The 25066-nt window shown below is 73.3% G+C and carries 16 protein-coding genes; 15 read left to right on the forward strand and 1 reads right to left on the reverse strand.

The window, feature by feature from the left end:
• The first annotated feature begins 7 nt into the window (after positions 1-7).
• The 6 genes from ACN20G_RS17845 to rodA all read left to right on the forward strand — a co-directional run bounded on the left by ACN20G_RS17845 (position 8) and on the right by rodA (position 9049).
• Positions 8-2197: a HEAT repeat domain-containing protein gene (locus ACN20G_RS17845; protein WP_424213786.1), complete on the forward strand. Its 2190-nt coding sequence runs from the start codon at positions 8-10 to the stop codon at positions 2195-2197.
• A 588-nt stretch (positions 2198-2785) separates the two neighbouring features.
• Positions 2786-3805 (forward strand): rod shape-determining protein, encoded by a 1020-nt coding sequence (locus ACN20G_RS17850; protein ID WP_424213787.1) that lies wholly within the window; start codon positions 2786-2788, stop codon positions 3803-3805.
• Positions 3806-3930: 125 nt separating this feature from the next.
• Positions 3931-4881 carry a rod shape-determining protein MreC gene (mreC, locus tag ACN20G_RS17855; RefSeq protein ID WP_424213788.1) on the forward strand — a complete coding sequence of 317 codons (951 nt, stop codon included), beginning with the start codon at positions 3931-3933 and terminating at the stop codon, positions 4879-4881.
• A gap of 14 nt (positions 4882-4895) precedes the next feature.
• Positions 4896-5654: a rod shape-determining protein MreD gene (gene mreD, locus ACN20G_RS17860; RefSeq protein ID WP_424213789.1), complete on the forward strand. Its 759-nt coding sequence runs from the start codon at positions 4896-4898 to the stop codon at positions 5652-5654.
• Between the two features lie 16 nt (positions 5655-5670).
• Positions 5671-7845: a penicillin-binding protein 2 gene (gene mrdA, locus ACN20G_RS17865; RefSeq protein ID WP_424213790.1), complete on the forward strand. Its 2175-nt coding sequence runs from the start codon at positions 5671-5673 to the stop codon at positions 7843-7845.
• 4 nt (positions 7846-7849) lie between these two features.
• Positions 7850-9049, forward strand: a complete 1200-nt coding sequence (rodA, locus tag ACN20G_RS17870; RefSeq protein WP_424213791.1) for a rod shape-determining protein RodA — start codon at positions 7850-7852, stop codon at positions 9047-9049.
• A gap of 92 nt (positions 9050-9141) precedes the next feature.
• Here the strand turns inward: rodA and ACN20G_RS17875 are convergent, their stop codons facing one another.
• Positions 9142-10452, reverse strand: a complete 1311-nt coding sequence (locus tag ACN20G_RS17875; protein ID WP_424213792.1) for a hypothetical protein — start codon at positions 10450-10452, stop codon at positions 9142-9144.
• A 148-nt stretch (positions 10453-10600) separates the two neighbouring features.
• Between ACN20G_RS17875 and ACN20G_RS17880 the strand changes: the two genes are divergently transcribed.
• From ACN20G_RS17880 to galE, 9 genes are all read left to right on the forward strand, one after another.
• Complete coding sequence (locus ACN20G_RS17880; RefSeq protein ID WP_424213793.1) at positions 10601-12175, forward strand: CHAD domain-containing protein; 1575 nt, start codon at positions 10601-10603, stop codon at positions 12173-12175.
• A 93-nt stretch (positions 12176-12268) separates the two neighbouring features.
• Positions 12269-14218, forward strand: a complete 1950-nt coding sequence (locus ACN20G_RS17885; RefSeq protein WP_424213794.1) for a TIGR03960 family B12-binding radical SAM protein — start codon at positions 12269-12271, stop codon at positions 14216-14218.
• A 298-nt stretch (positions 14219-14516) separates the two neighbouring features.
• Entirely contained in the window at positions 14517-15296 is a 780-nt protein-coding gene (locus ACN20G_RS17890) for a TIGR03936 family radical SAM-associated protein (protein WP_424213795.1), read from the forward strand.
• A gap of 238 nt (positions 15297-15534) precedes the next feature.
• Positions 15535-19608, forward strand: a complete 4074-nt coding sequence (locus tag ACN20G_RS17895) for an Rne/Rng family ribonuclease (protein ID WP_424213796.1) — start codon at positions 15535-15537, stop codon at positions 19606-19608.
• 313 nt (positions 19609-19921) lie between these two features.
• The gene (rplU, locus tag ACN20G_RS17900) at positions 19922-20242 is read left to right on the forward strand and encodes a 50S ribosomal protein L21 (protein WP_424213797.1); all 321 of its coding nucleotides are present in this window, start codon (positions 19922-19924) and stop codon (positions 20240-20242) included.
• A 14-nt stretch (positions 20243-20256) separates the two neighbouring features.
• Positions 20257-20511, forward strand: coding sequence for a 50S ribosomal protein L27 (gene rpmA, locus ACN20G_RS17905; RefSeq protein ID WP_424213798.1), 255 nt, complete (start codon positions 20257-20259; stop codon positions 20509-20511).
• Positions 20512-20678: 167 nt separating this feature from the next.
• Positions 20679-22124 carry a GTPase ObgE gene (gene obgE, locus ACN20G_RS17910; RefSeq protein WP_424213799.1) on the forward strand — a complete coding sequence of 482 codons (1446 nt, stop codon included), beginning with the start codon at positions 20679-20681 and terminating at the stop codon, positions 22122-22124.
• Between the two features lie 112 nt (positions 22125-22236).
• Positions 22237-24006 (forward strand): glycosyltransferase family 2 protein, encoded by a 1770-nt coding sequence (locus ACN20G_RS17915; RefSeq protein WP_424213800.1) that lies wholly within the window; start codon positions 22237-22239, stop codon positions 24004-24006.
• Positions 24007-24028: 22 nt separating this feature from the next.
• Positions 24029-25006 (forward strand): UDP-glucose 4-epimerase GalE, encoded by a 978-nt coding sequence (gene galE / locus ACN20G_RS17920; RefSeq protein ID WP_424213801.1) that lies wholly within the window; start codon positions 24029-24031, stop codon positions 25004-25006.
• Positions 25007-25066: the final 60 nt, after the last annotated feature.

Genomic DNA, 25066 nt, shown 5'->3' on the forward strand with positions numbered 1-25066 from the left:
GGCGCACATGTTCGACAATATGGACGAAATCGACTGGTCGGCCTTCGGTAACTTCGGGGGCGACTCCGCCGCTGTCCCGGAGATTCTGCGGGAGATGCTCTCTCCTCACCGCAAGACGCGAAACCGCGCCTTCGGACGCTTCTACTGCCTGGCCCACGATGTGGAGGGCTTGTGCGGGCTGACCCCGGTCACCCTGCCGTTCCTGTTCGCCATCGCGGCCGATCCCGCCGCCCCCGACCGCAGGTCCGTGGTCGAGTTGCTGTTCAGCATCGGGCAATCGAGCCTCGAAAGGCTTGAGGGCGTGACCGTCAACCCCGACGGGTCGTGGTCCATACCGGGCGTCGACTGCCTCGCCCTCGTGACCGCCCACGCCGACGACTTCCTGACGTACGCCCAGGACCCCGATCCGCACGTCCGCCGGCCCGCCATCTCGGCGATCGGACTGTTCGGCACCGACGCGGTCACGGCCGCCGCCGTCCTGCGGGAACGCCTGGAGGGGGAGGCGACGCCCGAGGACCGGGAGCGGGTCGTGTCCGCCATGGGCGATCTCGCGGCCCGGTTGCCGCAGGCGCGAGACTCGGTCGTCGCCTGTCTGGATGCCGTGACCCGGGATGAGGCCCGCGACCCCGAGACCCGGTTCGCCGCGCTTGTCCACCGGGTCCGTTGCGTACCGGACACCACCGACGAGGACACCGTGTCCACGGCTGTCGACCTGCTGCGCGAGCTCACGCCCACCCCGCCCCCCGGCCCCCTCACCGCTCCGCGTCCCGTCTTCACCCCCCATCAGATCACTTACGAGGGGATCCCCTACGGGCAGTATCGAAGAGATGTCCGCACCGATGCCCACGCGCCGACCTCCCCCCTCCTGCGGATCCTCCACGAAGCGCTGGACGGACGGCTGCCAGAGCGCAAGCGGCTGTTGACCGCGCAGTTCGACAGTCCGCACCAGGGAACCCGGTACGACGCGATCCGCATGGCGGACGAACTCGTCAGGGAGTGGCGCGGTGACCACACCGGTCTCGTCTGCTCGCTCGCGGGCTGTCTTCACGCAGAGGACCCGTACCTGGCCGGGCGGGCGGCGAGCAGCATGTGGTGGCTCGACCGGAGGGATCCGTCCGCCGAGGCCGCCCGTGTGGGCCTCGCCGCGTTCGTGGCCGGGCAGCGTGCCGTGTACGGGGACGGGGTGTGGGGACACCCCGACGGGCTCGTGCGCGAGACCTACCGGGATGTGGTCGCCGCACTGGCCCGACTCGGCGATGCGCGGGCCCTGCCCGACGTGCTGTCGGCCCTGGACTCGGACGACGACAACGAAGTCACACACGGGGTGTGGCTCGTCGAGCCGTTGCAGGAGGCCGCCGACGTACTGGTGCCGCGACTGCGCCGGCGCCTGGGGGCGGGCGCCACGGAGGACTGGTCGTGGCGGGACCCGACCGTGTCGACCCTTGTCGCCCTGTCCGGCCCGGAGGCCGTGCCCGTGCTCTTGGACGCCATAGGGCCGGCCGTCGCACGCGAGCATGTGTACCGAGCGAAGGCGGCCATTCGGGGTGTGATCTCCCTGGGGCCGGAGGCCGTGCCCGACCCGGCCGCCGCGTTGGCCGTGCTTCGGCCGGTGACGGGGGCGGAGGACACGGGCCTGCGGGCCGCCGCCGCGGTGGCCGTGTGGCAATTCGAGGGGTGGCCGGAGGCCGGCGTGCCGGGGCTGGTGGGACTGTTCGACTGCGCTGGCCGGGGCCTCGCCGTGGAAGAGCTTGCCCCCGTGGGGTGGGACGAGCCCTCGGAGGTGTTCGACCGTGCCGGTTGGGACGTGGCCGTGGATGCGCTCGCCCGGTCCGGCCAGCGTGCCGCCGTCGCGCTTCCGGCCCTGCGGCGCCTGGCGGAGTCGGAGAACCCGGTGGAGAGGGTGTACGGGGGATGCGCCCTGTGGGACGTCGGTGGTGAGGCGGAGGCCGGACTCGCGATGGCGGCGCTGCTGAGCGGCTGGGAGGAACTGCCGTCCTTCTGGGACCGTGACCCGGCTCTGGAGATCCGCGTCCTGGCCTGTCTGGAGCGGATGGGCTCCCTGGCAGTACCTGCTGCCCCGCTCCTGCGCGCCGAGATCGCCCGGCCCCGGCGGCGTCCGGGGCACGGTGTGGCGGCGGACGAGACGCTGCTGCGGGCGTGCCGGGCCGTTCTCGCCGGTCTCGGTCACGCCGCCTGACCGCCTGACCGCCTGACCGCCCGCTCCGGGTCCCGGCCCCGAGCCGGCCGCCGCTCGAACCTCTCTCCGATACCGGGCGCGTGGACCGGCCGGCGGTGGACCGGGTGGTGGGGTCGCGGTGTGGGTGTTCGCGCTGCCGGGGGTCGGCGCCGGCGGCGCTCGCCGCCCCCGTCACCCCGGCGGCCCGGCGGCCCGTCACCCGGTCGGCCGGTGGGGGTTCGCGGGCGGCGGGGGCCGTTCGTACGCCCCGGCGCGTGCGCCCGCTCGGCCGAACGGACGTACGTGCCACCGAACGAACGATTCGTTGCGGTCGGGATCGGCCGAACAGCGCTCATCCTGGGGCGACCGAAGTAATTTCGGTCGTCCTTCGGTATTACCGGGGTCGAGCGGGAACGCTTGTGCAGGACACAACGTCAGAACTGGAGAGAGGTCATCCCGTGGCCGCACGGCCGCCCCCGCTCGTCGCGCGGGGGGCGCGCGTCCCGCACTACGATGAGACCTCCACCCACACACCCACCTCGCCGACCTGACAGCAGCCGCTATCAACTGGAAGGCCAGACGCTCCTCATGGGGAACAAGGGGAACTCAATGTCGTTCATCGGCCGTGACATGGCTGTCGACCTCGGGACCGCCAACACGCTGGTGTACGTGAGGGGCCGGGGCATCGTCCTCAACGAACCGTCCGTCGTCGCCATCAACACGAACACCGGCGGCATCCTGGCGGTCGGCTCCGAGGCGAAGAAGATGATCGGGCGGACGCCCGGCAACATCGTCGCCGTACGCCCGCTCAAGGACGGCGTGATCGCCGACTTCGAGATCACGGAGCGGATGCTCCGCTACTTCATCCTCAAGATCCACAAGCGCCGTTACCTGGCCCGTCCCCGCGTCGTGGTCTGCGTGCCCTCCGGCATCACGGGAGTGGAGCGCCGCGCCGTGATCGAGGCGTCCACGCAGGCCGGCGCCCGGCAGGTGCACATCATCGAGGAGCCGATGGCGGCCGCGATCGGCTCGGGCCTGCCCGTGCACGAGGCCACCGGCAACATGGTGGTGGACATCGGCGGCGGCACCACCGAGGTGGCCGTGATCTCGCTCGGCGGCATCGTCACCGCGCAGTCCATCCGGGTCGCGGGCGACGAGCTGGACAACGCGATCATCCAGCACATCAAGAAGGAGTACTCCCTCCTCCTCGGTGAGCGGACCGCCGAACAGATCAAGATCACCATCGGCTCGGCGCACGACCTCGACCAGGACGAGCACACCGAGATCCGCGGCCGCGACCTCGTCTCCGGCCTCCCCAAGACGGTGGTCATCTCGGCCGCCGAGGTCCGCAAGGCCATCGAGGAGCCCGTCAACTCGATCGTGGACGCCGTCAAGACCACGCTCGACAAGTGCCCGCCCGAACTGTCCGGCGACATCATGGACCGGGGCATCGTCCTCACCGGCGGCGGCGCCCTGCTGCGCGGCCTGGACGAGCGACTGCGGCGCGAGACGGGCATGCCCATCCACATCGCCGAGGACCCGCTCGACTCCGTCGCCCTCGGCTCGGGCAAGTGCGTCGAGGAGTTCGAGGCCCTCCAGCAGGTGTTGGACGCGCAGCCGCGCCGCTGAGCCCCCGCCCCTGACGGGGCCGTCGCGGATCGACAATCCGCCGTTCGGGTGCTGCCATACCCGGACGGCGGATCGTTGACTCTTACGCACACCACCCGACGATGAGGAAGGCACGGCCGCCGCACGTGAGGGACACACGAGAGAGCCGGCTGCTCCTGGTTTTGCTGGTCGCCATCGCGTTCGCGCTGATCACGGTGGACATCCGGGCCGGAGAGGACTCCCCGGTCGACGGTGCCCGCCGCGCCGCCGCCACGGTCTTCGGCCCGGTCGAGAAGGGCGTCGCCGACGCCGTCGACCCGGTCGCCAACGCCGTGGCCGCCGTCCGCGACTCCGGCTCCCGCCACAGCCGCGTCTCCGCCCTGGAACGGGAGAACGCCGCGCTGAAGGCCAAACTGGGCAGCGACGACCGCAACCGCAGCCGCCTGAACGAGTTCGAGACGATGCTGAGGACGGCCGGCGCCGGCCAGTACGGCATCAAGGGCGCCCAGGTCATCGGGATAGGAGCCGCGCAGGGCTTCTCCTGGACCGTGACCATCGACGCCGGCACCAAGGACGGCATCCAGCGCGACATGACCGTCCTCAACGGGGAGGGGCTCGTCGGCCGCGTCACCACCGTCGGCCCCGACACCGCCACCGTCCTCCTCGCCAACGACCCCGACTTCACCGTCGGCACCCGCCTGGAACGCACCGGCGAACTCGGCTTCGCCACCGGCCAGGGCGACCGCGCCCTGTCCGTGCAGATGCTCAACGGCAAGGCCAAGGTCAAGCCCGGCGACCGCCTGGTGACCTTCGGATCCCGCGCCAACAAGCCCTTCGTGCCCGGGGTCCCGCTCGGCGAGGTGGTCCGCGTGGACCCCTCCGGCGGCGACCTCACCCGCACGATCTGGGTCCGCCCCTACGTCGGCTTCTCCCGGCTCGACGTGGTCGGCGTCGTCGTGGTGCCCCCGCGCACCGACCCCCGGGACGCCGTCCTGCCCCCCAAGCCCGAGGGCCCCAAGCCCACCCCCACCGTCACCGTCACCGTCACGCCCCCCGCCCCCGACGGGGAGAAGCCCGCGAAGCCGGCAGACGAGTAGGAGACGACCACCCCATGCGCTTCAACCGGATGCTCCTGTCCGTGTCCCTCGTCGTCGTCGCGCTGGTCGTCCAGGTCACCGTCCTGGGCCGCCTGCAACTCCCCGGCGCCGTCCCCGACCTGCTCCTGCTCACCGTCGTCTCCCTCGCCCTGGTCTACGGGTCGACGGGCGGCGCCCTCATCGGCTTCGGCGCCGGACTCCTCGCCGACCTCGCGCCGCCAGCCGACCACGCCGCCGGGCGGTACGCGCTCGTGCTGTGCGTCGTCGGCTACGCGGCCGGCGCGGTCCGGCCCGAGAGCGGGCGGTTCCGTTCCGCCTGGGGCCCGATGCTGACCGTCGTCGGCTCCGCGATCGGCTCCACCCTGCTGTACGCGGGTGTCGGCGCCCTCGTCGGCGACACCGCCGCCCGACACGTGGGCCTGTCCGGCCTGCTGTTCACGGCGGTCCTCTACGACCTGCTGCTCGCCCCGTTCGCCGTGCCCCTCGTCATGGGCCTGGCCCGGCGCGCCGAGAACGACCCGATGGCCGTCGAGGCCAACGCGGGCGGCGGCTCCGCCTCCGGCTCCTCCGACACCGTCGCCGCGGGCTGGCTCGCCGGCGGCACCGGCCTGCGCGTCGGCTCCAAGCGCGGGGGACTGCGCTCGCGCGGCGCGGCCCGCCGCGCCGACCGGGCGCTGAAGGCCCACGGCAAGGGCTCCATGAGCCTGGCCAAGGCCAAGCCGGTCAAGGGGCTCAAGACCGTGAAGGGCGTCCCGGGCGTCCGCAAGCCGTGACGGGGGGAACCACACCGTGACCAACATTCCCGAGACCGGGCGCAGCCGGCGGGTCCGGATCCGCCTCGTCGTCCTCCAGATCCTCGTCTTCTCCATGCTGTTCACGCTCGGCGGGCGGCTCTGGTACCTCCAGATCCGCAACGGCGACGAGTACTCGAACGAGGCCCGCAACAACCACGTGCAGCGCGTCGTGCAACCCGCCGTGCGCGGCTCCATCCTCGACGCGCGGGGGGTGCCGATCGCCGACAACGAGACCCGCCTGGTGGTCTCCGCGTCCCGCACCGAACTCATGAAGATGAAGGACCGGGGCGCCGCCGTGCTCGGCCGGCTCGCCGAGGTCCTCGACATGAGGCCGCAGGACGTGAAGGACAAGGTGCGGCTCTGCGACTCCAAGACGCCGCAGCCCTGCTGGAACGGCTCCCCGTACCAGCCGATCCCCGTCACCTCCGAGGCCACCACCCAGCAGGCCCTCCAGATCCGCGAACGTGCCGAGGACTTCCCCGGCATCACCGCCGAACCCACCGCCGTGCGCCGCTACCCGGCCCCCGGCGGCTCCAACACCGGGCAGGTCCTCGGCTACCTCTCGCCCGTCACCGACGGCGAGATCCAGAAGGCCAAGGACACCGACTCCCCGTTCCTGCGTTCCGACCAGGTCGGCCGCTTCGGCATCGAGCGGACCTACGACAAGGAACTGCGCGGCAAGTCCGGCGTCACCCGCTACGAGGTCGACAACCTCGGGCGGGTCATCGGCATGGCGAAGAACGACCCGGCCGTGCCCGGCGCCAACCTCGTCACCTCCATCGACGCCCGCGTGCAGGCCGTCGTGGAGTACGAGCTGAACGCCGCCATGGTCGAGGCCCGCAAGCAGAACGACCGCAACACCGGCGTCAACTACAAGGCCGACGCGGGCGCCGTCGTCGTCATGGAGAACAAGACCGGCCGGGTCGTGGCCATGGCCTCCAACCCGACCTACGACCCCAACGTGTGGGTCGGCGGGATCTCCGGCAAGGACTACGCCAAGCTCACCGCCAAGGAGTCCAACGTCCCGCTGATGAACCGGGCCATCCAGGGGCAGGCCGCCCCCGGCTCCATCTTCAAGGTCATCCCCGTGACCGCCGCCGTGAACTCCGGGCACCCCTTCGACGGCAAGTACCCGTGCCCCAGCTCGTACTCCATCGGCGGACAGGTCTTCAAGAACTTCGAGTCCCAGGGCCACGGCAGCATCACCCTCGGCCAGGCCCTGGAGGTCTCCTGCGACACCGTCTTCTACGGCCTGGCCCACAACCAGTGGCAGAAGGACGGCGCGCTCAAGCCGATCAAGAACCCGGCCGACCCGTACTACAAGACAGCCCACCAGTTCGGGCTCGGCGCCTACACCGGCGTGGACCTGCCCGGCGAGGAGAAGGGCCGGGTCCCCGACCGGCAGTGGAAGCAGAGCTTCTGGGAGGACAACAAGGACTACTGGTGCAAGGTCGGCAAGAAGGGCGGCGACTACATCCAGCAGCTGTCCTACGAGAACTGCCTCGAAGGCAACCTCATGCGCGCCGGTGACTCCGTCAACTACTCCATCGGCCAGGGCGACACCCTCGTCACCCCGATGCAGATGGCCGTCATCTACTCGGCCATCGCCAACGGCGGCACCCTGTGGAACCCCACCATCGGCAAGGCCGTGATCAGCGCCGACGGCAAGAAGGTCACCGAGATCAAGCCCACCGCGCACGGCAAGCTCCCGATGACCGAGGAGACCCGGGCCAAGATCGAGGAGGCCCTCGCGGGCGTCGCCACCCGGGGCACCGCGGCCTGGCGCTTCGGCGGATGGCCGCAGGACCGGATCCCCATGCACGCCAAGACCGGCACCGCCGAGGTCTACGGCAAGCAGACCACCTCCTGGTTCGCGACCTACACCCGCGAGTACACGATCGTCATGACGATCAGCCAGGGCGGCACCGGCTCCGGCGCCTCCGGGCCCGCCGTCCGCAACATCTACAACGCGATGTACGGGCTCGACATGGCCGGCAAGCAGGACCCCAAGAAGGCCCTCCTGCCCACCCCCACCGTCGCCCTGCCCGCCATCTCGCCCGACGGCAGCATCGACGCCCCCGCCGTCAAGCCCTACGTGCCCCCGACCCCCGAGGACGCGCCCCCGCCGGCCGCCGGCCCGCCCGCACCCCCCGCCGCCAGGCAGGACTGAGGCCATGCAGACCGCCAACAAGTTCTCGGTCTCCCGGTACGCGCCCGAACGCGGACCGCTCGCCAAGCTGACCGCCCGCGACTCCGTCGTGCGCCGGCTGGACTGGCCGATGCTCCTGTCCGCCCTCGCCCTCTCCGGCATCGGGGCGCTGCTGGTGTGGTCCGCGACCCGCAACCGGATGGGCCTCAACCAGGGCGACCCGTACTACTTCCTGTTCCGGCACTGCCTGAACACCGGCATCGGCGTGACGCTGATGATCGGCACGGTCTGGCTCGGACACCGCACCCTGCGCGGGGCCGTGCCCGTCCTGTACGGGCTGTCGCTGGTGCTCGTCGCGGCCGTCCTCACCCCGCTCGGCGCGACCATCAACGGCGCGCACGCGTGGATCGTGATCGGCGGCGGCTTCTCCCTCCAGCCCTCCGAATTCGTCAAGATCACCATCATCCTGGTGATGGCGATGCTGCTCTCCGCGCGCGTCGACGCCGGCGACCTCGAACACCCCGACCACCGCACCGTGCTGCGGGCCCTGCTGCTGGCCGCGCTGCCCATGGGCATCGTCATGCTGATGCCGGACCTCGGCTCGGTCATGGTCATGGTGATGATCGTCCTCGGGGTGCTGCTCGCCTCCGGCGCCTCCAACCGGTGGGTCTTCGGCCTGCTCGGTTCCGGGGCCATGGGCGCGGTCGGGATCTGGCAGCTCGGCGTCCTCGACGAGTACCAGATCAACCGGTTCGCGGCCTTCGCCAACCCCGACCTCGACCCCGCCGGCGTCGGCTACAACACCAACCAGGCGCGGATCGCGATCGGCTCCGGCGGCCTCACCGGCTCCGGCCTCTTCAAGGGCTCCCAGACCACCGGCCAGTTCGTGCCCGAGCAGCAGACCGACTTCGTGTTCACGGTCGCCGGCGAGGAACTCGGCTTCCTCGGCGCCGGCCTGATCCTCGTCCTGCTCGGGGTGGTGCTGTGGCGGGCCTGCGTCATCGCCCGCGAGACCACCGAGCTGTACGGGACGATCGTGGCCGCCGGGATCATCGCCTGGTTCGCGTTCCAGGCGTTCGAGAACATCGGGATGACCCTGGGCATCATGCCGGTGGCGGGCCTGCCGCTGCCGTTCGTGTCCTACGGCGGCTCGTCCATGTTCGCGGTGTGGGTCGCGATCGGACTGCTGCAATCGATCAAGGTGCAAAAACCCCTGTCGGCCTGAGCGCCGACGCGCCGCCGCCCCCGTCCCGCACCGGTGAGGTGCGGACGGGGGCGGCGGCGCGTCCGGGCCGGCTCGGGCCGGCTCGGGCCGGCTCAGAAGCGGTTGCTCGGCACCGGGCCCGTCGACATCAGCCGGTCCCGGTCCCCGTCGAGCCACAGCCCCGCCACCGACGCCGCGAACGCCGTGAACCGCAGGTCGAGATCGGCGGGCAGCAGCTCGGCCGCCTCGGTGCTCGCGGCCGCCGCGAGGATCCCCGCCGCGACCTCCGCCTCCGGACGCTCGTCCGCCGGCCCCCGCTCCGCCCCGCCGTCCGCCCCCACCCGCAGGGCCGCGCCCCACGGCGGGGTCACCACCTGCGCCAGCAGGGCCACGCTGTCCGCCGTCACCACCGGGGCGTCCGTCCAGTCGCTCACGTGCTCGTGCAGCACCTGCCCCGGCACCCGCGTGCGCAGCGCGGCCAGCGCCGCCGCCCCCTCCTCCGAGGTCCCCACCCGGTTCAGGTCGTAGGCCACCACCACCGTGTCCGGCTCCCCGGGAGCGAACTCCCGCACCGGCAGCCCCAGCACCCCGGCCGCCACCAGGCCCAGGATCCGGCTGTCCCGGTCCGGCAGCAGCGACACCGACCGCACCCCCACCCCGGCCGTCACCAACAGCGCCTTCAGCCGCCGCAGCCCCAGCAGACACAGCGCCGCCTCGTCCTGGAGGAACGCGTACCGGCCCGTCATGCCCTGCTCGAAACCGTGCGGGGACAGGGTGCCCAGCACCGTGCCGCCCATCACGAACTGCCAGCCCCGCAGCCCGGTCGGCCCCAACCAGTCCGAACCGTCCAGCAGCGCCGCCCGCGCCACCATCCGCGACTGCCGCGCGTACGCCCCCGCCCACTCCGGATCCGCCGGCGGGGCCAGCGCCGCGTGCCGCGCCCGCGCCGTCGCCACGTCCCCGGCCAGCAGCGCGTTGTGCACGAGGAGGTACCCGCCCGGCCACTCCGGCAGCGCCGGCCCCTGCGCGGCCAACACCTCCGCCGCCTCCGCGTGCCGGCCCAGCGCCTCGTACGCAGACACCAGCTCCCACAGCACCACCGGCTGCCCGCCCGCCACCCGCAACAGGTCCCGCAACACCGGCACCGCCACCTCCGGCAGCCCCGCCTCCACGCACGCGTACCCGAACGAGAACAGCTCCTGCCCGCCCGGCTTCGAGGACACCGCGCCCGCCGCCCGCGCCAACTCCGCGATCCCGGCCATCTCGGCGGCCCGCGCCACGACCAGCGCCGTCTCCACCACCGGCGCCTCCTCGGCCGCGTCCCGCAGCAGGGAGATCGCGTCCGGGACCGCGCCGGCCTCCAGGGCCTTCCAGGCGGCGAGCAACTCGGGGGACTTGGGGGCACGGGGCTTCCGGGAGAACATCCACCGATCATGCCCATGCCGCTCCCGAGCCCGCACCCGCGTTTCGCCCTCCACGCCCGAGCCCTTCGGCCCACCCCCGTTCCATCCCGGACGCGGGCCCGCGCGAGGCGGCCTGTCGCCGGCGGGCCCGGAGGTCTAGCGTCGAAGGATGGCGGACCACACGACGCACCGCGAGATCGAGGCCACCTACGCCTTCCGCAACGCCAAGGCGCTCCGCAAGGGCGTCCCCGACCTCACCGGCACCAGCGCCGGCGGTCCCGGGGCCGACGGGAACGGGGACGGCGCCGAGGCCCTGACCATCGCCGCCGTCGACGACCGGGGCACCCGCACCCTGGACGCCGTCTACTGGGACACCCCCGACCGCCGCCTCGCCGCCGCCGGCATCACCCTGCGCCGCCGCACCGGCGGCGCCGACGCCGGCTGGCACCTCAAACTGCCCGTCGCCCCGGGCGTCCGCGACGAACTCCACGCACCCCTCGCCGACACCCCACCCCCCGCCCTCACCGCCCTGCTCCGGGCCCGCGTGCGCACCGCCCCCCTCGAACCCCTCCTGCGCATCACCACCGAACGCCATGCCCGTCTCCTCACCGACGCCGCCGGCCGCGCCCTCGCCGAACTCGCCACCGACACCGTCCACGCCGCCCGCGGCCCCCACACCGCCGACTGGACCGAGGTCGAGGTCGAACTCGCCGACGCCGTGGATCCCGCCCTCCTCGACGCCGTCACCAGCCGCTTCGCCGCCGCCCGCCTCCACCCCTCCGAGGCCCCCTCCAAACTCGCCCGCGCCCTCACCGAGACCGGCGCCCGGGCCCCCGCCCCCGAACCCGCCCCGCACACCCCCGACCCCGACACCGCCGCCGCCCACCTCCTGGCCCACCTGCGCGAACAACTCGACGCCATCACCACCCTCGACCCCGCCGTCCGCCGCGACCTGCCCGACGCCGTCCACCGCCTGCGCGTCGCCACCCGCCGCACCCGCAGCGCCTTCAAGACCCACGGCGCCCTCCTCGACCGCGCCCGCACCGACCCCCTCGGCGAGGAACTCAAATGGCTCGCCGGGGAACTCGGCGTCGACCGCGACCAGGAAGTCCTCGTGGACCGCCTGCGCACCGCCCTCGACACCGTGCCCCGCGCCCTGCTCCACGGGCCCGTGCGCGGCCGGCTGCGCACCTGGCACGGCTCCCGCCGCAAGGCCGCCCACCGCCGCGCGCTCGCCGCCCTCGACAGCCCCCGCCACCTCGCCCTCCTCGAATCCCTGCACGCCCTCCTCGCCGACCCGCCGCTCCTCCCGCCCGCCGCGAAACCCGCCGACAAGGCCCTCCCCAAGGTCGTCCGCCGCGCCCACGGAAAACTTCTCGACCGGCTCGACACCGCCCTCGACCTGCCCGCCGGCCCCGCCCGCGACCTCGCCCTGCACGAGGCCCGCAAGGCCGCCAAACGCCTGCGCTACGCCGCCGAAGCCGCCCGCCCCGCCCTCGGTGCCCCCGCCAAACAGCTGGTCACACGCGTCAAACGGCTCCAGAACCTGCTCGGCGACCACCAGGACGGCGTCGTTGCCCGCACGGCCCTGCTCACCCTCGGCCGCCAGGCCCACGCCGCCGGCGAGTCCTCCTTCACCTGGGGCCTGCTGCACGCCCGCGAGAGCGCCCACGCCGCCGACCTCGAACGCGCCCTCCCCGCCGCCCGCGCCGACCTGGCCCTCCCGCCCGAACTCGCCGGCTGAGCTCCCGGCCGGGCTCCCCGGGCCGGGCGGGGGCCCGGGCGGCGCACGGTAAACTGGAGAGTCGCCCCCTGCCCGCCTTAGGAAAGTCGCGTGATGTCCGAGTCGGTCTTCCCCCAGCTCGAAGCACTGCTCCCGCATGTGCAAAAGCCCATTCAGTACGTCGGTGGTGAACTCAACTCCACCGTCAAGCCGTGGGAGAGCGCAGACGTCCGCTGGGCCCTGATGTACCCGGACGCCTACGAGGTCGGCCTGCCCAACCAAGGCGTCATGATCCTGTACGAGGTGCTCAACGAACGCGAGGGCGTCCTCGCCGAGCGCACCTACAGCGTCTGGCCCGACCTGGAAGCGCTGATGCGCGAGCACGGCGTGCCCCAGTTCACGGTGGACTCGCACCGCCCGGTGTCCTCGTTCGACGTGTTCGGCCTGTCCTTCTCCACGGAGCTGGGCTACACCAACATGCTCACGGCCCTGGACCTCGCGGGCATCCCGCTGTCCGCCAAGGACCGCACCGTGGACCACCCGATCGTCCTCGCCGGCGGCCACGCGGCCTTCAACCCCGAGCCGATCGCCGAGTTCATCGACGCGGCCGTCATCGGCGACGGCGAACAGGCCGTCCTCGACATGACCGAGATCATCCGCGCCTGGAAGGCCGAGGGCCGCCCCGGCGGGCGCGAAGAGGTCCTGCTGCGCCTGGCGAAGACCGGCAACATCTACGTGCCCGGCTTCTACGACGTGGAATACCTGGAGGACGGCCGCATCGGCCGCGTCGTCCCCAACCGCTCGGGCGTGCCGTGGCGCGTGTCCAAGCACACCGTCATGGACCTCGACGAGTGGCCCTACCCCAAGCAGCCCCTCGTGCCCCTCGCGGAGACCGTCCACGAGCGGATGTCCGTCGAGATCTTCCGCGGCTGCACCCGCGGCTGCCGTTTCTGCCAGGCCGGCATGATCACGCGCCCCGTGCGGGAGCGAAGCATCACCGGCATCGGCGAGATGGTGGAACGCGGCCTGAAGGCCACCGGCTTCGAGGAGGTCGGCCTGCTGTCGCTGTCCTCCGCCGACCACACCGAGATCGGCGACATCGCCAAGGGCCTCGCCGACCGCTACACCGAGGACAAGGTCGGCCTCTCGCTGCCCTCGACCCGCGTCGACGCGTTCAACGTGGACCTGGCCAACGAACTGACCCGCAACGGCCGCCGCTCCGGCCTCACCTTCGCCCCCGAGGGCGGCAGCGAGCGGATGCGCAAGGTCATCAACAAGATGGTGTCCGAAGAGGACCTCATCCGCACCGTCGCCACCGCCTACGGCAACGGCTGGCGGCAGGTCAAGCTGTACTTCATGTGCGGCCTGCCCACCGAGACCGACGAGGACGTGCTCCAGATCGGCGACATGGCGGTCAACGTCATCGCCAAGGGCCGCGAGGTCTCCGGGCAGAACGACATCCGCTGCACCGTCTCCATCGGCGGCTTCGTGCCCAAGCCCCACACCCCGTTCCAGTGGGCCCCGCAGCTCTCCGCCGAGGAGACCGACGCCCGCCTGGCCAAGCTCCGCGACAAGATCCGCGGCGACAAGAAGTACGGCCGCTCCATCGGCTTCCGCTACCACGACGGCAAGCCCGGCATCGTCGAGGGCCTCCTGTCCCGCGGCGACCGCCGCGTCGGCGACGTGATCCGCGCCGTCTACGAGGACGGCGGCCGCTTCGACGGCTGGCGCGAGCACTTCAGCTACGACCGCTGGATGCAGGCCGCCGAGAAGACCCTCCCGAACCACGGCGTCGACGTCGCCTGGTACACCACCCGCGAGCGCACCTACGAGGAGGTCCTGCCCTGGGACCACCTCGACTCGGGCCTCGACAAGGACTGGCTCTGGGAGGACTGGCAGGACGCCCTCGACGAAACCGAGGTCGAGGACTGCCGCTGGACCCCCTGCTTCGACTGCGGCGTCTGCCCGCAGATGCAGACCGAGATCCAGATCGGCCCCACCGGCAAGAAGCTCCTCCCACTCGCGGTGAAGAACGCCGGCCCCGCGCCGGCGCACAGCCACTGACCCGCACGGGCAACGGGAACGAGGGCCGGACGGCCCACCGGAACCCCCGTCGGACGCGTCCGACGGGGGTTCATCCGTGCCCGGGCGGGAACCGTCCAGGTAGGGGGCGCGTACTCTGGGTGGTACGACGCCGCGCACGCGGCACCCGCCGACGAGATCTCCCGACGCGCCACGCGACCGGGGTGAGCCCCGGCGGGGTCGACAGATGTCATGGGCGACGCGCGAGCCGCGACGCCCCGCACAAGGAGTTGAACCACTGGGCAAGCGACAGCCCGAAGGCCCGCCACCCGCACCCGCGGTGCAGCGCATCCGACTGCGCTACACCAAGCGAGGCCGCCTCCGATTCACCAGCCACCGAGACTTCCAGCGAGCCTTCGAGCGGGCCCTGCGCCGCGCCGAGGTCCCCATGGCCTACTCGGCGGGCTTCACCCCCCACCCCAAGGTCAGCTACGCCAACGCCGCCCCCACCGGCACCGGCAGCGAGGCCGAGTACCTGGAGATCGCGCTCACCGCGCGCCGCGACCCCGAGGCCCTGCGGGCCCTCCTCGACGAGTCGCTGCCCACCGGGCTCGACATCACCGACGCCGTCGAGGCCCACACCTCCGGCCTCGCCGAACGCCTCACCGCCTCCGTGTGGGAACTGCGCCTCGAAGGCGTCGAGCCCGCCGAGGCCGAACGCGCCGGCAAGACCTTCCTCGCCGCCGAGACCGTAGAGGTCCAGCGCCGCACCAAGAACGGCATCCGCACCTTCGACACCCGTGCCGCCGTGGTCTCCCTGGAGACCTCCGCCGCCGGTGACGATGGGCCCGCGGGCAAAGCCTGTGCGATACTGCGGCTGGTTGTTCGGCACGTGACACCTGCCGTGCGACCCGACGACGTCCTGTCCGGTCTCCGAGCTGTGGCCGACCTGGCGCCGCCGGTCCCCGCAGCGGTGACCAGGCTGGCGCAGGGGCTCTTCGACGAGGAGTCCGGCACGGTGACCGACCCGCTCGCGCCCGACCGCGACGCCGACACGACCGCCTCACCCACGGCCGTCGTGACCGCCGAAGCGAAGGCGCCGGAAGGTCCCGCCGCGTAAGGACGGTCGCCGCAGCGCAGCCCTGGCACCTCGGGAGCCACCTGGGTCGGGCAGCGCACAGACCTGAAGACTTCCGCCAGGCCGTACGACGCGACCGTCGTACGGAACCGGCGGCCATTGGACTACAGCTCCCGTGAGGCGCACGCGCCCCGGAGGCCCGGTCCCGCGCTCATCACGCGGAACCGCGCCGGACCGGACGTCAGCCGCGGCACCCGGGAGCGTGACGGGAGAACCCCGCATGGCCACGCACGACAACGACATCACCAACATCCCCGGCGACGACTCGCCGAGCGACACCCTGCCGCCGCGCCGCCGGCGCCGCGCGGCCACCCGCCCGGCCGGATCCCCCGGCGGCGAGAGCGCCGCCGCCCCGGCCGCGGACACCCCGGCCGCCGCGCCGGTCGCCGACGAGGCGCCCGCCGCCCCGGCCCGCACCCGCCGCCGCGCCACCCGCGCCGCGAGCACCCCCACCAACGAGGCCGCGCCCGCGCCGGTCGCCGAGGCCCCCGCCGCGCCCGCGGCCGACGAGGCCCCCGCCGCCGCCCCGGCCCGCACCCGTCGCCGCGCCACCCGCGCCGCGACCGCGCCCGCCAACGAGACCGCCGCCGAGGCCCCGGCCGCCGCCGTGCCGGCCGCCGAGGAGGCGCCCGCCGCTCCGGCCCGTGCCCGTCGTCGCGCCACCCGCGCGGTGAGCACGCCGACCAACGAGGCCCCGGTCGCCGAGGCCCCCGCCGTCGCCGCGCCCGCCGCCGAAGAGGCCCCGGCCGCTCCGGCCCGTGCCCGTCGCCGCGCCACCCGCGCCGTGAGCACGCCGACCAATGAGGCTCCGGTCGCCGAGGCCGCCGCCGTCGAGACCCCGGCCGCCGTCGCGCCCGTCGCCGAAGAGGCCCCGGCCGCTCCGGCCCGTGCCCGTCGCCGCGCCACCCGCGCCGTGAGCACGCCGACCAACGAGGCCCCGGCCGTCGAGCCCCCCGCCGCCGCGCCGGTCGCCGAGACCGCCGCCCCCGCCGTGACCGTCGCCGACGCCGTGGACGCCCCCAAGGGCCGCGCCCGCCGTCGTTCCGGCCGCGCCGCCGCCCCGGCCCCCGCGATCCAGGCCGCGCCCGTCGCCCCCGCGCAGCGCTCCCCGCGCCGCGCCGGCCGACCCGCCGTCGCCGTCTTCCAAGCCCCGGTGTTCGCCGAGCCCATGTTCCAGACCCCCGAGACGGCCGCCGCGCAGCTGCGCGCCCGCCGCGCCGAGGCCGCCGCCGTCGAGGCCGAGGTCGAGGAGGAGGAGACCGAGGAGACGCAGGCCGTCGAGGTCGCGCAGGCCGCGCCCGTCGAGACCCCCGCCCCCGCCGTCTCCGGCCGTCGTCGTCGCCGTCGTGGCGCCGACCCGGAGCCGGCCCCCGTCGCCGAGGCCGCCCCGGCCGCCGCGCCCGTCGTGACCGAGCCCGCCGAGACCGTCGCCGCCGAGGCGGAGGCCGAGGTGGAGGAGACGGACGCCGACGAGGCCGCCGAGTTCGACGCCGAGTCCGACCGCCCCTCGCGCCGTCGCCGGCGCGGCGGCCGTCGCCGCCGTCGCGGTGAGTCCGCCGACTCCGACGACACCGTCGAGAACGAGGCCGAGGACGCCGAAGCCGCCGACGCCGACGAGGACGCCGAAGCCGCCGAGGCCGAGGCCGACGATACCGTCGAGAACGACGCCGACGAGGACACCGACGCCCTCGGCGGCTCCAGCCGTCGCCGCCGTCGCCGTCGTCGCCGCAGCGGTGACGGCGCCGACGCCGAGACCGGCGCCGACGAGGACGGCGTGCGCACCGTCGTCAAGGTCCGCGAGCCGCGCCCGGCCCGCGAGAAGGCCGACGCCGGCGACGAGGTGCAGTCCATCAAGGGCTCCACCCGCCTGGAGGCCAAGAAGCAGCGCCGCCGCGAAGGCCGCGAGCAGGGCCGCCGCCGCGTCCCGATCATCACCGAGGCCGAGTTCCTGGCCCGCCGCGAGGCCGTCGAGCGCGTCATGGTCGTCCGCCAGTCCGGCGAGCGCACCCAGATCGGCGTGCTGGAAGACAACGTGCTCGTGGAGCACTACGTCAACAAGGAGCAGGCCACCTCGTACGTCGGCAACGTCTACCTGGGCAAGGTCCAGAACGTGCTGCCGTCCATGGAGGCCGCGTTCATCGACATCGGCAAGGGCCGCAACGCCGTCCTGTACGCCGGCGAGGTCAACTTCGAGGCCCTCGGCATGGCCCACGGGCCGCGCCGCATCGAGTCCGCCCTGAAGTCCGGCCAGTCCGTGCTCGTGCAGGTCACCAAGGACCCGATCGGCCACAAGGGCGCCCGACTGACCAGCCAGGTCTCGCTGCCCGGCCGCTACCTGGTCTACGTGCCCGAGGGCTCGATGACCGGCATCAGCCGCAAGCTGCCCGACACCGAGCGCGCCCGCCTGAAGACCATCCTCAAGAAGATCGTCCCCGAGGACGCGGGCGTCATCGTGCGCACCGCCGCCGAGGGCGCGAGCGAGGACGAGCTGCGTCGTGACGTGGAGCGGCTCCAGGCGCAGTGGGAGGAGATCAAGAAGAAGTCGCAGCAGATCTCGACCTCCTCGCCGAGCCTGCTCTACGGCGAGCCGGACATGACCGTCCGCGTGGTCCGCGACATCTTCAACGAGGACTTCTCCAAGGTCATCGTCAGCGGTGACGAGGCATGGCAGACCATCCACGGCTACGTCTCGCACGTGGCCCCCGACCTCTCGGACCGGCTCCAGCGCTGGACCTCCGAGGTGGACGTGTTCGCCACGTACCGCATCGACGAGCAGCTCGCCAAGGCGCTCGACCGCAAGGTGTGGCTGCCCTCGGGCGGCTCCCTCGTGATCGACAAGACCGAGGCGATGATCGTCATCGACGTCAACACCGGCAAGTTCACGGGCCAGGGCGGCAACCTCGAGGAGACCGTCACCCGGAACAACCTGGAGGCGGCCGAGGAGATCGTGCGTCAGCTGCGGCTGCGCGACCTCGGCGGCATCGTCGTCATCGACTTCATCGACATGGTGCTGGAGTCCAACCGCGACCTGGTCCTGCGGCGCATGCTGGAGTGCCTGGGCCGCGACCGGACCAAGCACCAGGTCGCCGAGGTCACCTCGCTGGGCCTGGTCCAGATGACCCGCAAGCGGGTCGGCCAGGGCCTGCTGGAGTCCTTCTCCGAGACCTGCGTCCACTGCAACGGCCGCGGCGTCATCGTCCACATGGACCAGGTGACGGCGCCGGGCGGCGGCGGCAACGGCAAGCGCGCCAAGAAGCGCGCCGCCGGGCGCGGCGAGAACGAGCACGGCCACGAGCACACCCACGAGGCCGACGCGATCGAGTCCGCGGAGACGGCGGCCGAGGTCGCGGCGGAGGTCGCCGAGCCGGTGGCCCTGCCCGAGCCCGCGTTCGTGCCCGACGAGGAGCTGTACGACAGCCCCGCCGCGGCCGAGGCGGCGGCCGGGCTGAGCCCGCGCCGCAACCGTCGCCGCGCCACCCGTCGGGCCACGGGCCAGGCCGGTGCCGGTCGCCACACGGCGGCCGAGACCGAGCCGGAGGCGCCGGTCGCCGAGACCCCGGCCCCCGCGGTCGAGGCCCCCGCCCCGGTGGTCGAGGCCCCCGCCCCGGTGGTCGAGGCGCCGGCCCCGGTGGTCGAGCCCGTGGTGGAGGCCCCGGCGGTCGTCGCCGAGCCCGAGCCCGAGGTCGACCCGGCCGCCCCCAAGCGGCCCCGTCGTCGCGCCACCCGCAAGGCCACCGCGCCCGCCGGCGCCCCGCAGGCCGCCGTCGAGGAGCCGACCCCGGTCGCCGTCCCCGAGCCGGTCGCGGTGCCCGTCGCCGAGCCGGAGCCCGTCGCGGTGCCGGAGCCGGTCGCCGAGCCCGTCGCGGAGCCCGCGCCGGTGGTCGAGGAGGCCACCGCCGCCCCGGCCCGTCCGCGTCGCCGCGCCACCCGGAAGGCGACGGCCCCGGCCGGTTCGCCGGCGGGTGCCGAGGCCGCCGTGGTCGTCGTGGCCGCCGCCCCGGCCGAGGAGGCCCCCGCGGCCGCCCCGGCGGAGGAAGCGGACGCGGAGGGCGTCGAGCCCGAGGCCGCCCCGGTCAAGAAGGCGGTCCGCAAGACGGCCGCCAAGAAGACCACCACCGCCAAGAAGACCGCGGCGAAGAAGACCACCGCGGTGAAGAAGACGGCCGCCAAGAAGACCACCACGGCGAAGAAGGCGACCGCCACGAAGAAGACGACCGCGAAGAAGACGGCGACGAAGAAGACCGCCGCGGCGGAGCAGACCGCTCCCTCCGTGACGGCCTCCACCGACGCCTGACCCATCCCGGTCCGCGCACGACCCGGACGGCCCCGCCCACCCCGCACAGGGGCGGGCGGGGCCGTCCCGCGTGCCGGCGGCGGTACGGGCCGGGGGTGGAACGCGTCACATCGGGGCGGGTACGGGGTCACGGGGGCGGGGCCGGTTTGACCTGTCCGAGCGATCCCACGTAGCCTTGCGAGTCGGCGTGCTTCTGTGCGCGCCAATCCCTGAGCACCTCACCTCCCGGGCCTCGGCACGGGGGAGGCCGCCTGTCGTTCGGCGGGGTCGGCTGGCTTCAGGGGTTTTCGATTCGAGCGAAAGAGAGTTCCGCGTGTACGCCATCGTGCGCAGCGGTGGTCGCCAGCACAAGGTTGCTGTCGGCGACATCGTTGAGGTTGACAAGATTTCCACCGGCAAGGTCGGCGACGCGGTCGAGCTCTCGACCCTGCTCGTGGTCGACGGCGACTCCGTGACCAGCGACCCGTGGGTCCTGGCCGGGATCAAGGTCGAGGCCCAGATCGTGGACCACCACAAGGGCGCCAAGATCGACATCCTGCGTTACAAGAACAAGACCGGCTACCGCCGTCGCCAGGGTCACCGCCAGCAGTACACGGCGATCAAGATCACCGCCATCCCGACGGCCGCGAAGTAAAGAGGGACTGAGCAATGGCACACAAGAAGGGCGCATCGTCCACCCGGAACGGTCGCGACTCCAATGCCCAGCGGCTCGGCGTGAAGCGCTTCGGCGGTCAGGTCGTTTCCGCCGGTGAGATCCTCGTCCGCCAGCGCGGCACCCACTTCCACCCGGGCACCGGCGTGGGTCGCGGTGGCGACGACACCCTGTTCGCCCTTGAGGCCGGTTCGGTGCAGTTCGGCACCCACCGCGGCCGCAAGGTCGTGAACATCGTCCCGGCCGCCTGAATCCTCTGATTCGGCGTACGCGACTTTTTCCGAGGGCGGATCTCGGCTTCCCGGCGTGTTCGGGAAGCGGGACCGCCCTCGGTGCGTTGAGGCGAATGGCCTTTTAATGGGCAGTGACGGCAATGCCGACCGCCCCGGACAGACCCGTATGCATCTGGAGGAACACCATGACCACCTTCGTGGACCGCGTCGAGCTGCACGTCGCCGCGGGTAACGGAGGCCACGGCTGCGCCTCCGTTCACCGGGAGAAGTTCAAGCCGCTCGGCGGCCCCGACGGCGGCAACGGCGGCCGCGGCGGAGACGTGATCCTGGTCGTCGACCAGTCCGTCACCACCCTGTTGGACTATCACCACAGCCCGCACCGCAAGGCCACCAACGGCAAGCCCGGCGAGGGCGGCAACCGCTCCGGCAAGGACGGCACGGACCTGATCCTGCCCGTCCCGGACGGCACCGTCGTCACCGACAAGCAGGGCAACGTGCTGGCCGACATGGTCGGCGAGGGCACCACCTTCGTGGCCGCCCAGGGCGGTCGCGGCGGCCTCGGCAACGCGGCCCTGTCCTCGGCCCGCCGCAAGGCGCCCGGCTTCGCGCTGCTCGGCGTGCCCGGCGACAGCGGGGACATCTCGCTGGAGCTGAAGACCGTCGCCGACGTGGCGCTGGTCGGCTACCCGAGCGCCGGCAAGTCCTCGCTCATCTCGGTGCTCTCGGCCGCCAAGCCGAAGATCGCCGACTACCCCTTCACCACCCTGGTCCCGAACCTGGGCGTGGTCACCGCCGGCTCGACGGTCTACACCATCGCCGACGTGCCCGGCCTGATCCCCGGCGCCAGCCAGGGCCGCGGCCTGGGCCTGGAGTTCCTGCGGCACGTGGAGCGCTGCTCGGTGCTCGTGCACGTGCTGGACACCGCCACCCTGGAGTCGGACCGCGACCCGGTCTCCGACCTCGACGTGATCGAGGAGGAGCTGCGGCAGTACGGCGGCGGGCTGGAGAAGCGCCCCCGTCTCGTCGTCCTGAACAAGGTGGACATCCCGGACGGCCTGGACCTGGCCGAGATGATCCGGCCCGAGCTGGAGGCCCGGGGGTACAAGGTCTTCGAGGTGTCGGCCGTCGCCCGTACGGGTCTGAAGGAGCTGTCCTTCGCGCTGGCCGAGATCGTGGCCCGGGCGCGCGCCCGCAAGCCCAAGCAGGAGTCGACCCGGATCGTGATCCGCCCGAAGGCGGTCGACGACTCCGGCTTCACCGTGGTCTTCGACGAGACCGAGGAGGTGTACCGGGTGCGCGGCGAGAAGCCGGAGCGCTGGGTGCGCCAGACCGACTTCAACAACGACGAGGCCGTCGGCTACCTCGCCGACCGCCTCAACCGCCTCGGCGTCGAGGACGCGCTGGTCAAGGCGGGTGCCCACGCGGGTGACGGCGTCGCGATCGGCTCCGTCGAGAACGCGGTCGTGTTTGACTGGGAGCCGACCATGCAGGCCGGCGCCGAGATGCTGGGCCGCCGGGGTGAGGACCACCGCATGGAGGCGCCGCGCCCGGCCGTGCAGCGCCGCAAGGAGAAGGACGCGAAGCGCGGGGACTCCGTGCAGCGCGAGTACGACGAGTTCCGTCCCTTCTGACCGGTTCTGATCGGTTGAGAGGGGCCGTGTGCGCGGAAAAGCCGTCTGTCGGGTGCCGGACGGCTTTTCGCCGTGTCCGAAGCGCCCGTTCCGGTCCCCTAGGATGCCCCGGGTGAGCAGTAGTGACGCGCCCGACCACGCCCCTGCCCCGTCCCCTTCCCCCTCCGCCGTCACCGCCGAAGCCCCCGGGGCCGTCGCCGTCGTCGTGATCGCGTACGACGACGTGGCCCTGGTGGGCGAGGCGGTCGCCTCGGCGTTGGCCCAGGGCCCGGCGGTCACCGAGGTGATCGCCGTGGACGACGCGTCCTCGGACGGCACCGGTGAGCTGCTGGAGCGACTCGCCGCCGACGAGCCCCGCCTGCGGGTGGTGCGGCGGCGCGAGAACAGCGGCGGCTGCGGCACCCCGCGCAACGACGGGATCGAGGCGTCCACCGCCCCGTACCTGATGTTCCTCGACAGCGACGACGTGCTGGAGCCGGGTGCGGCGACGGCGTTGCTCGCGGCCGCGCGGGCCGCGGACGCCCCGGTGGCCGTGGGGGCCTGTGTGCGGCGGGAGTTGCCGCAGGGCGCCGACTCGCCGTGGGTCCCGGGTCTGTACCGGGGGTCGGAGGTGATCGAACGGCCTTCGGAGCGGCCGGAGTTGGTGCGGGACACGCTGTGCGTGAACAAGCTGTACGCGCGCGAGTTCCTGGACGCGCACGAGATCCGCTTCCCCCAAGGCCGGTTCGTGTACGAGGACTTCGTGTTCACCGCGCTCGTGTTGGCGGCGGCGCCGCGCCTCGCGGTGGTCCCCGATCCGGTGTACGTGTGGCACGTGCGGCGGACGGAGGATCAGGTGTCGATCTCCCTGGACCGGGACCTGGACAACTGGCGGGCGCGGATCCGGGCGCACGAGCGGGCGGCCGAGATCCTGACGAAGGCGGACCCGCTGCTGGGTCGGGCCGCGCGCGCGAAGTTCCTCGACGTGGACCTGCGGATGTACCTGCGGGAGCTGGCGGCCGAGCGGGACCGGCAGGCGAGCTGGTGGCGGGTGACGCGCGAGTACACCACCGGGTTCCCGGCGGCGGAGTCGGCGACGGCCGGCGCGGCCGGGCAGTGGATCGCGGCGCTGCTCGCGGCGTGCGAGGAACTGCCGTCGGCGGCGGACGTGTCGCGGCTGCGGGCCCTGGCCGCGCGGCCGGCCCGCCTGCTGCCCCCGTACGCGCGGGATGCGGAGGGCCGGCCGGTGTGGAGCACGGCGCTGCCGGTGCCGGAGCCGCCGGCCCTGGCCGCGCTGCCGCCGGCGGCGCTGCCGGTGTCGGCGGACGCGGAGGGCTGCAAGCGGGGCCTGCGGGTGCGGGTGCGGGACCAGTACGGGCGGTTGGCGGCGGCGCATCCCCGGCGGGTGTTCCTGCGGTCGGTGCCGAGGGCCGGCGGGGACCCGGTGGACGGGGAGTCGGCGGCGCTCAGGCCGGAGCCCGGCGAGGGTGCGTGGACGGCCGAACTGCCGTTCAACATGCGGCCGTTGGCGGTGGCGGGGCGGCGTCGCGGTCGGCGCGGGCTGCAGGGCTGGGAGGTGCGGCTCGTGGTGGTCTTCGACCCGCCGCGCGGCGCCCGGGGCCCGGACCGGTCGGAACCGGTCGCGACCGGAGCCCCGGGTGATCAGGGTCGGGCCGGAAGCGGCACGGAACCGCTCGTGGTCGGACTGCGTCCCCTGGGAGGGCTGCTCCGGCGTCGGGTGCTGCCCGACAGCCGGTACGGTGTTCTGCTGGCGCAGCCCTTCCGGACGGCTTCCGGGACGCTCGGGCTGCGGCTGGCGCCCGGGAAGACCGGGGCGTTGAACCTGCTGCGCAACCGCCTGCACCGGTTGCGGGTCCACCTGCGCCGGCGTCTGCGGCCGTGACGCACGGGTCAAGGGAGAAGGCATGACGTATCTGATCACCGGTGGGGCCGGCTACATCGGCTCGCACGTCGTCCGCGCGATGTTGGCCGCGGGGGAGCGGGTGGTGGTCTTCGACGACCTGTCCACCGGCAAGACCTCGCGGGTCCCGGAGGGCGTTCCGCTGGTCGTCGGATCGGTGCTGGACCGCCCGCTGCTGGACAAGGCGATCGCCGAGCACGGGGTCACCGGCGTGGTGCACCTGGCCGGCAAGAAGCAGGTCGGCGAGTCCGTCGAGCGGCCCCTGTACTACTACCACGAGAACGTGGAGGGCCTTCAGGTCCTGCTCGGGGCCGTGGCGGACGCGGGCGTGCGCAACTTCCTGTTCTCCTCCTCGGCCTCCGTCTACGGGATGCCGGACGTGGACTCGGTCACCGAGGAGACTCCCTGCGCCCCCCTGAGCCCGTACGGCGAGACCAAGCTCGCGGGCGAGTGGCTGGTGCGGGCGGCGGGCCGGACCCACGGCATCGCCACCGCCTGCCTGCGGTACTTCAACGTGGCCGGCGCGGGCGCTCCCGAGCTGGCCGACACCGGGGTGTTCAACCTGGTCCCGATGGTCTTCGAGCGCTTCGAGGCGGGGGAGGGCGCGCGGATCTTCGGCGACGACTACCCGACCCCGGACGGCACCTGCGTGCGCGACTACATCCACGTGGCCGACCTCGCGGACGCGCACCTGGTGGCGGCCCGCAAGCTGGCCGAGTGGGCCGAGGCCGGCACCCCCCGCGACCTGACCGTGAACATCGGGCGCGGCGAGGGGGTCTCCGTGCGCGAGATGGTCGAGCTGATCAACGAGCACACCGGGCACGCGCACGAGCCGCAGGTCGCGCCGCGCCGTGCGGGCGACCCGGCGAAGGTCGTGGCCGCCGCCGACCGGATCCACGCCGAGCTGGGCTGGAGCGCCAAGCACGACGTGCGGGACATGATCGTCTCGGCGTGGGAGGGCTGGCAGGCCAACCGCGGCTGAGCCCCACGCGCCCCACGCGTCACGAGCGCCCCGTCCGGGCGGCCCCTCAGGGGGTCCGGG

It is taken from the genome of Streptomyces dryopteridis (assembly GCF_049606955.1).
Classification (GTDB): Bacteria; Actinomycetota; Actinomycetes; order Streptomycetales; family Streptomycetaceae; genus Streptomyces.

Coding starts and splice junctions, on each gene's coding strand:
- ACN20G_RS17845 (WP_424213786.1), top strand. CDS start 8: ATGTTCGACAATATGGACGAAATCGACTGGTCGGCCTTCGGTAACTTC.
- ACN20G_RS17850 (WP_424213787.1), top strand. CDS start 2,786: ATGTCGTTCATCGGCCGTGACATGGCTGTCGACCTCGGGACCGCCAAC.
- mreD (WP_424213789.1), top strand. CDS start 4,896: ATGCGCTTCAACCGGATGCTCCTGTCCGTGTCCCTCGTCGTCGTCGCG.
- rodA (WP_424213791.1), top strand. CDS start 7,850: ATGCAGACCGCCAACAAGTTCTCGGTCTCCCGGTACGCGCCCGAACGC.
- ACN20G_RS17875 (WP_424213792.1), bottom strand. CDS start 10,452: ATGTTCTCCCGGAAGCCCCGTGCCCCCAAGTCCCCCGAGTTGCTCGCC.
- ACN20G_RS17880 (WP_424213793.1), top strand. CDS start 10,601: ATGGCGGACCACACGACGCACCGCGAGATCGAGGCCACCTACGCCTTC.
- ACN20G_RS17885 (WP_424213794.1), top strand. CDS start 12,269: ATGTCCGAGTCGGTCTTCCCCCAGCTCGAAGCACTGCTCCCGCATGTG.
- ACN20G_RS17895 (WP_424213796.1), top strand. CDS start 15,535: ATGGCCACGCACGACAACGACATCACCAACATCCCCGGCGACGACTCG.
- rpmA (WP_424213798.1), top strand. CDS start 20,257: ATGGCACACAAGAAGGGCGCATCGTCCACCCGGAACGGTCGCGACTCC.
- obgE (WP_424213799.1), top strand. CDS start 20,679: ATGACCACCTTCGTGGACCGCGTCGAGCTGCACGTCGCCGCGGGTAAC.
- galE (WP_424213801.1), top strand. CDS start 24,029: ATGACGTATCTGATCACCGGTGGGGCCGGCTACATCGGCTCGCACGTC.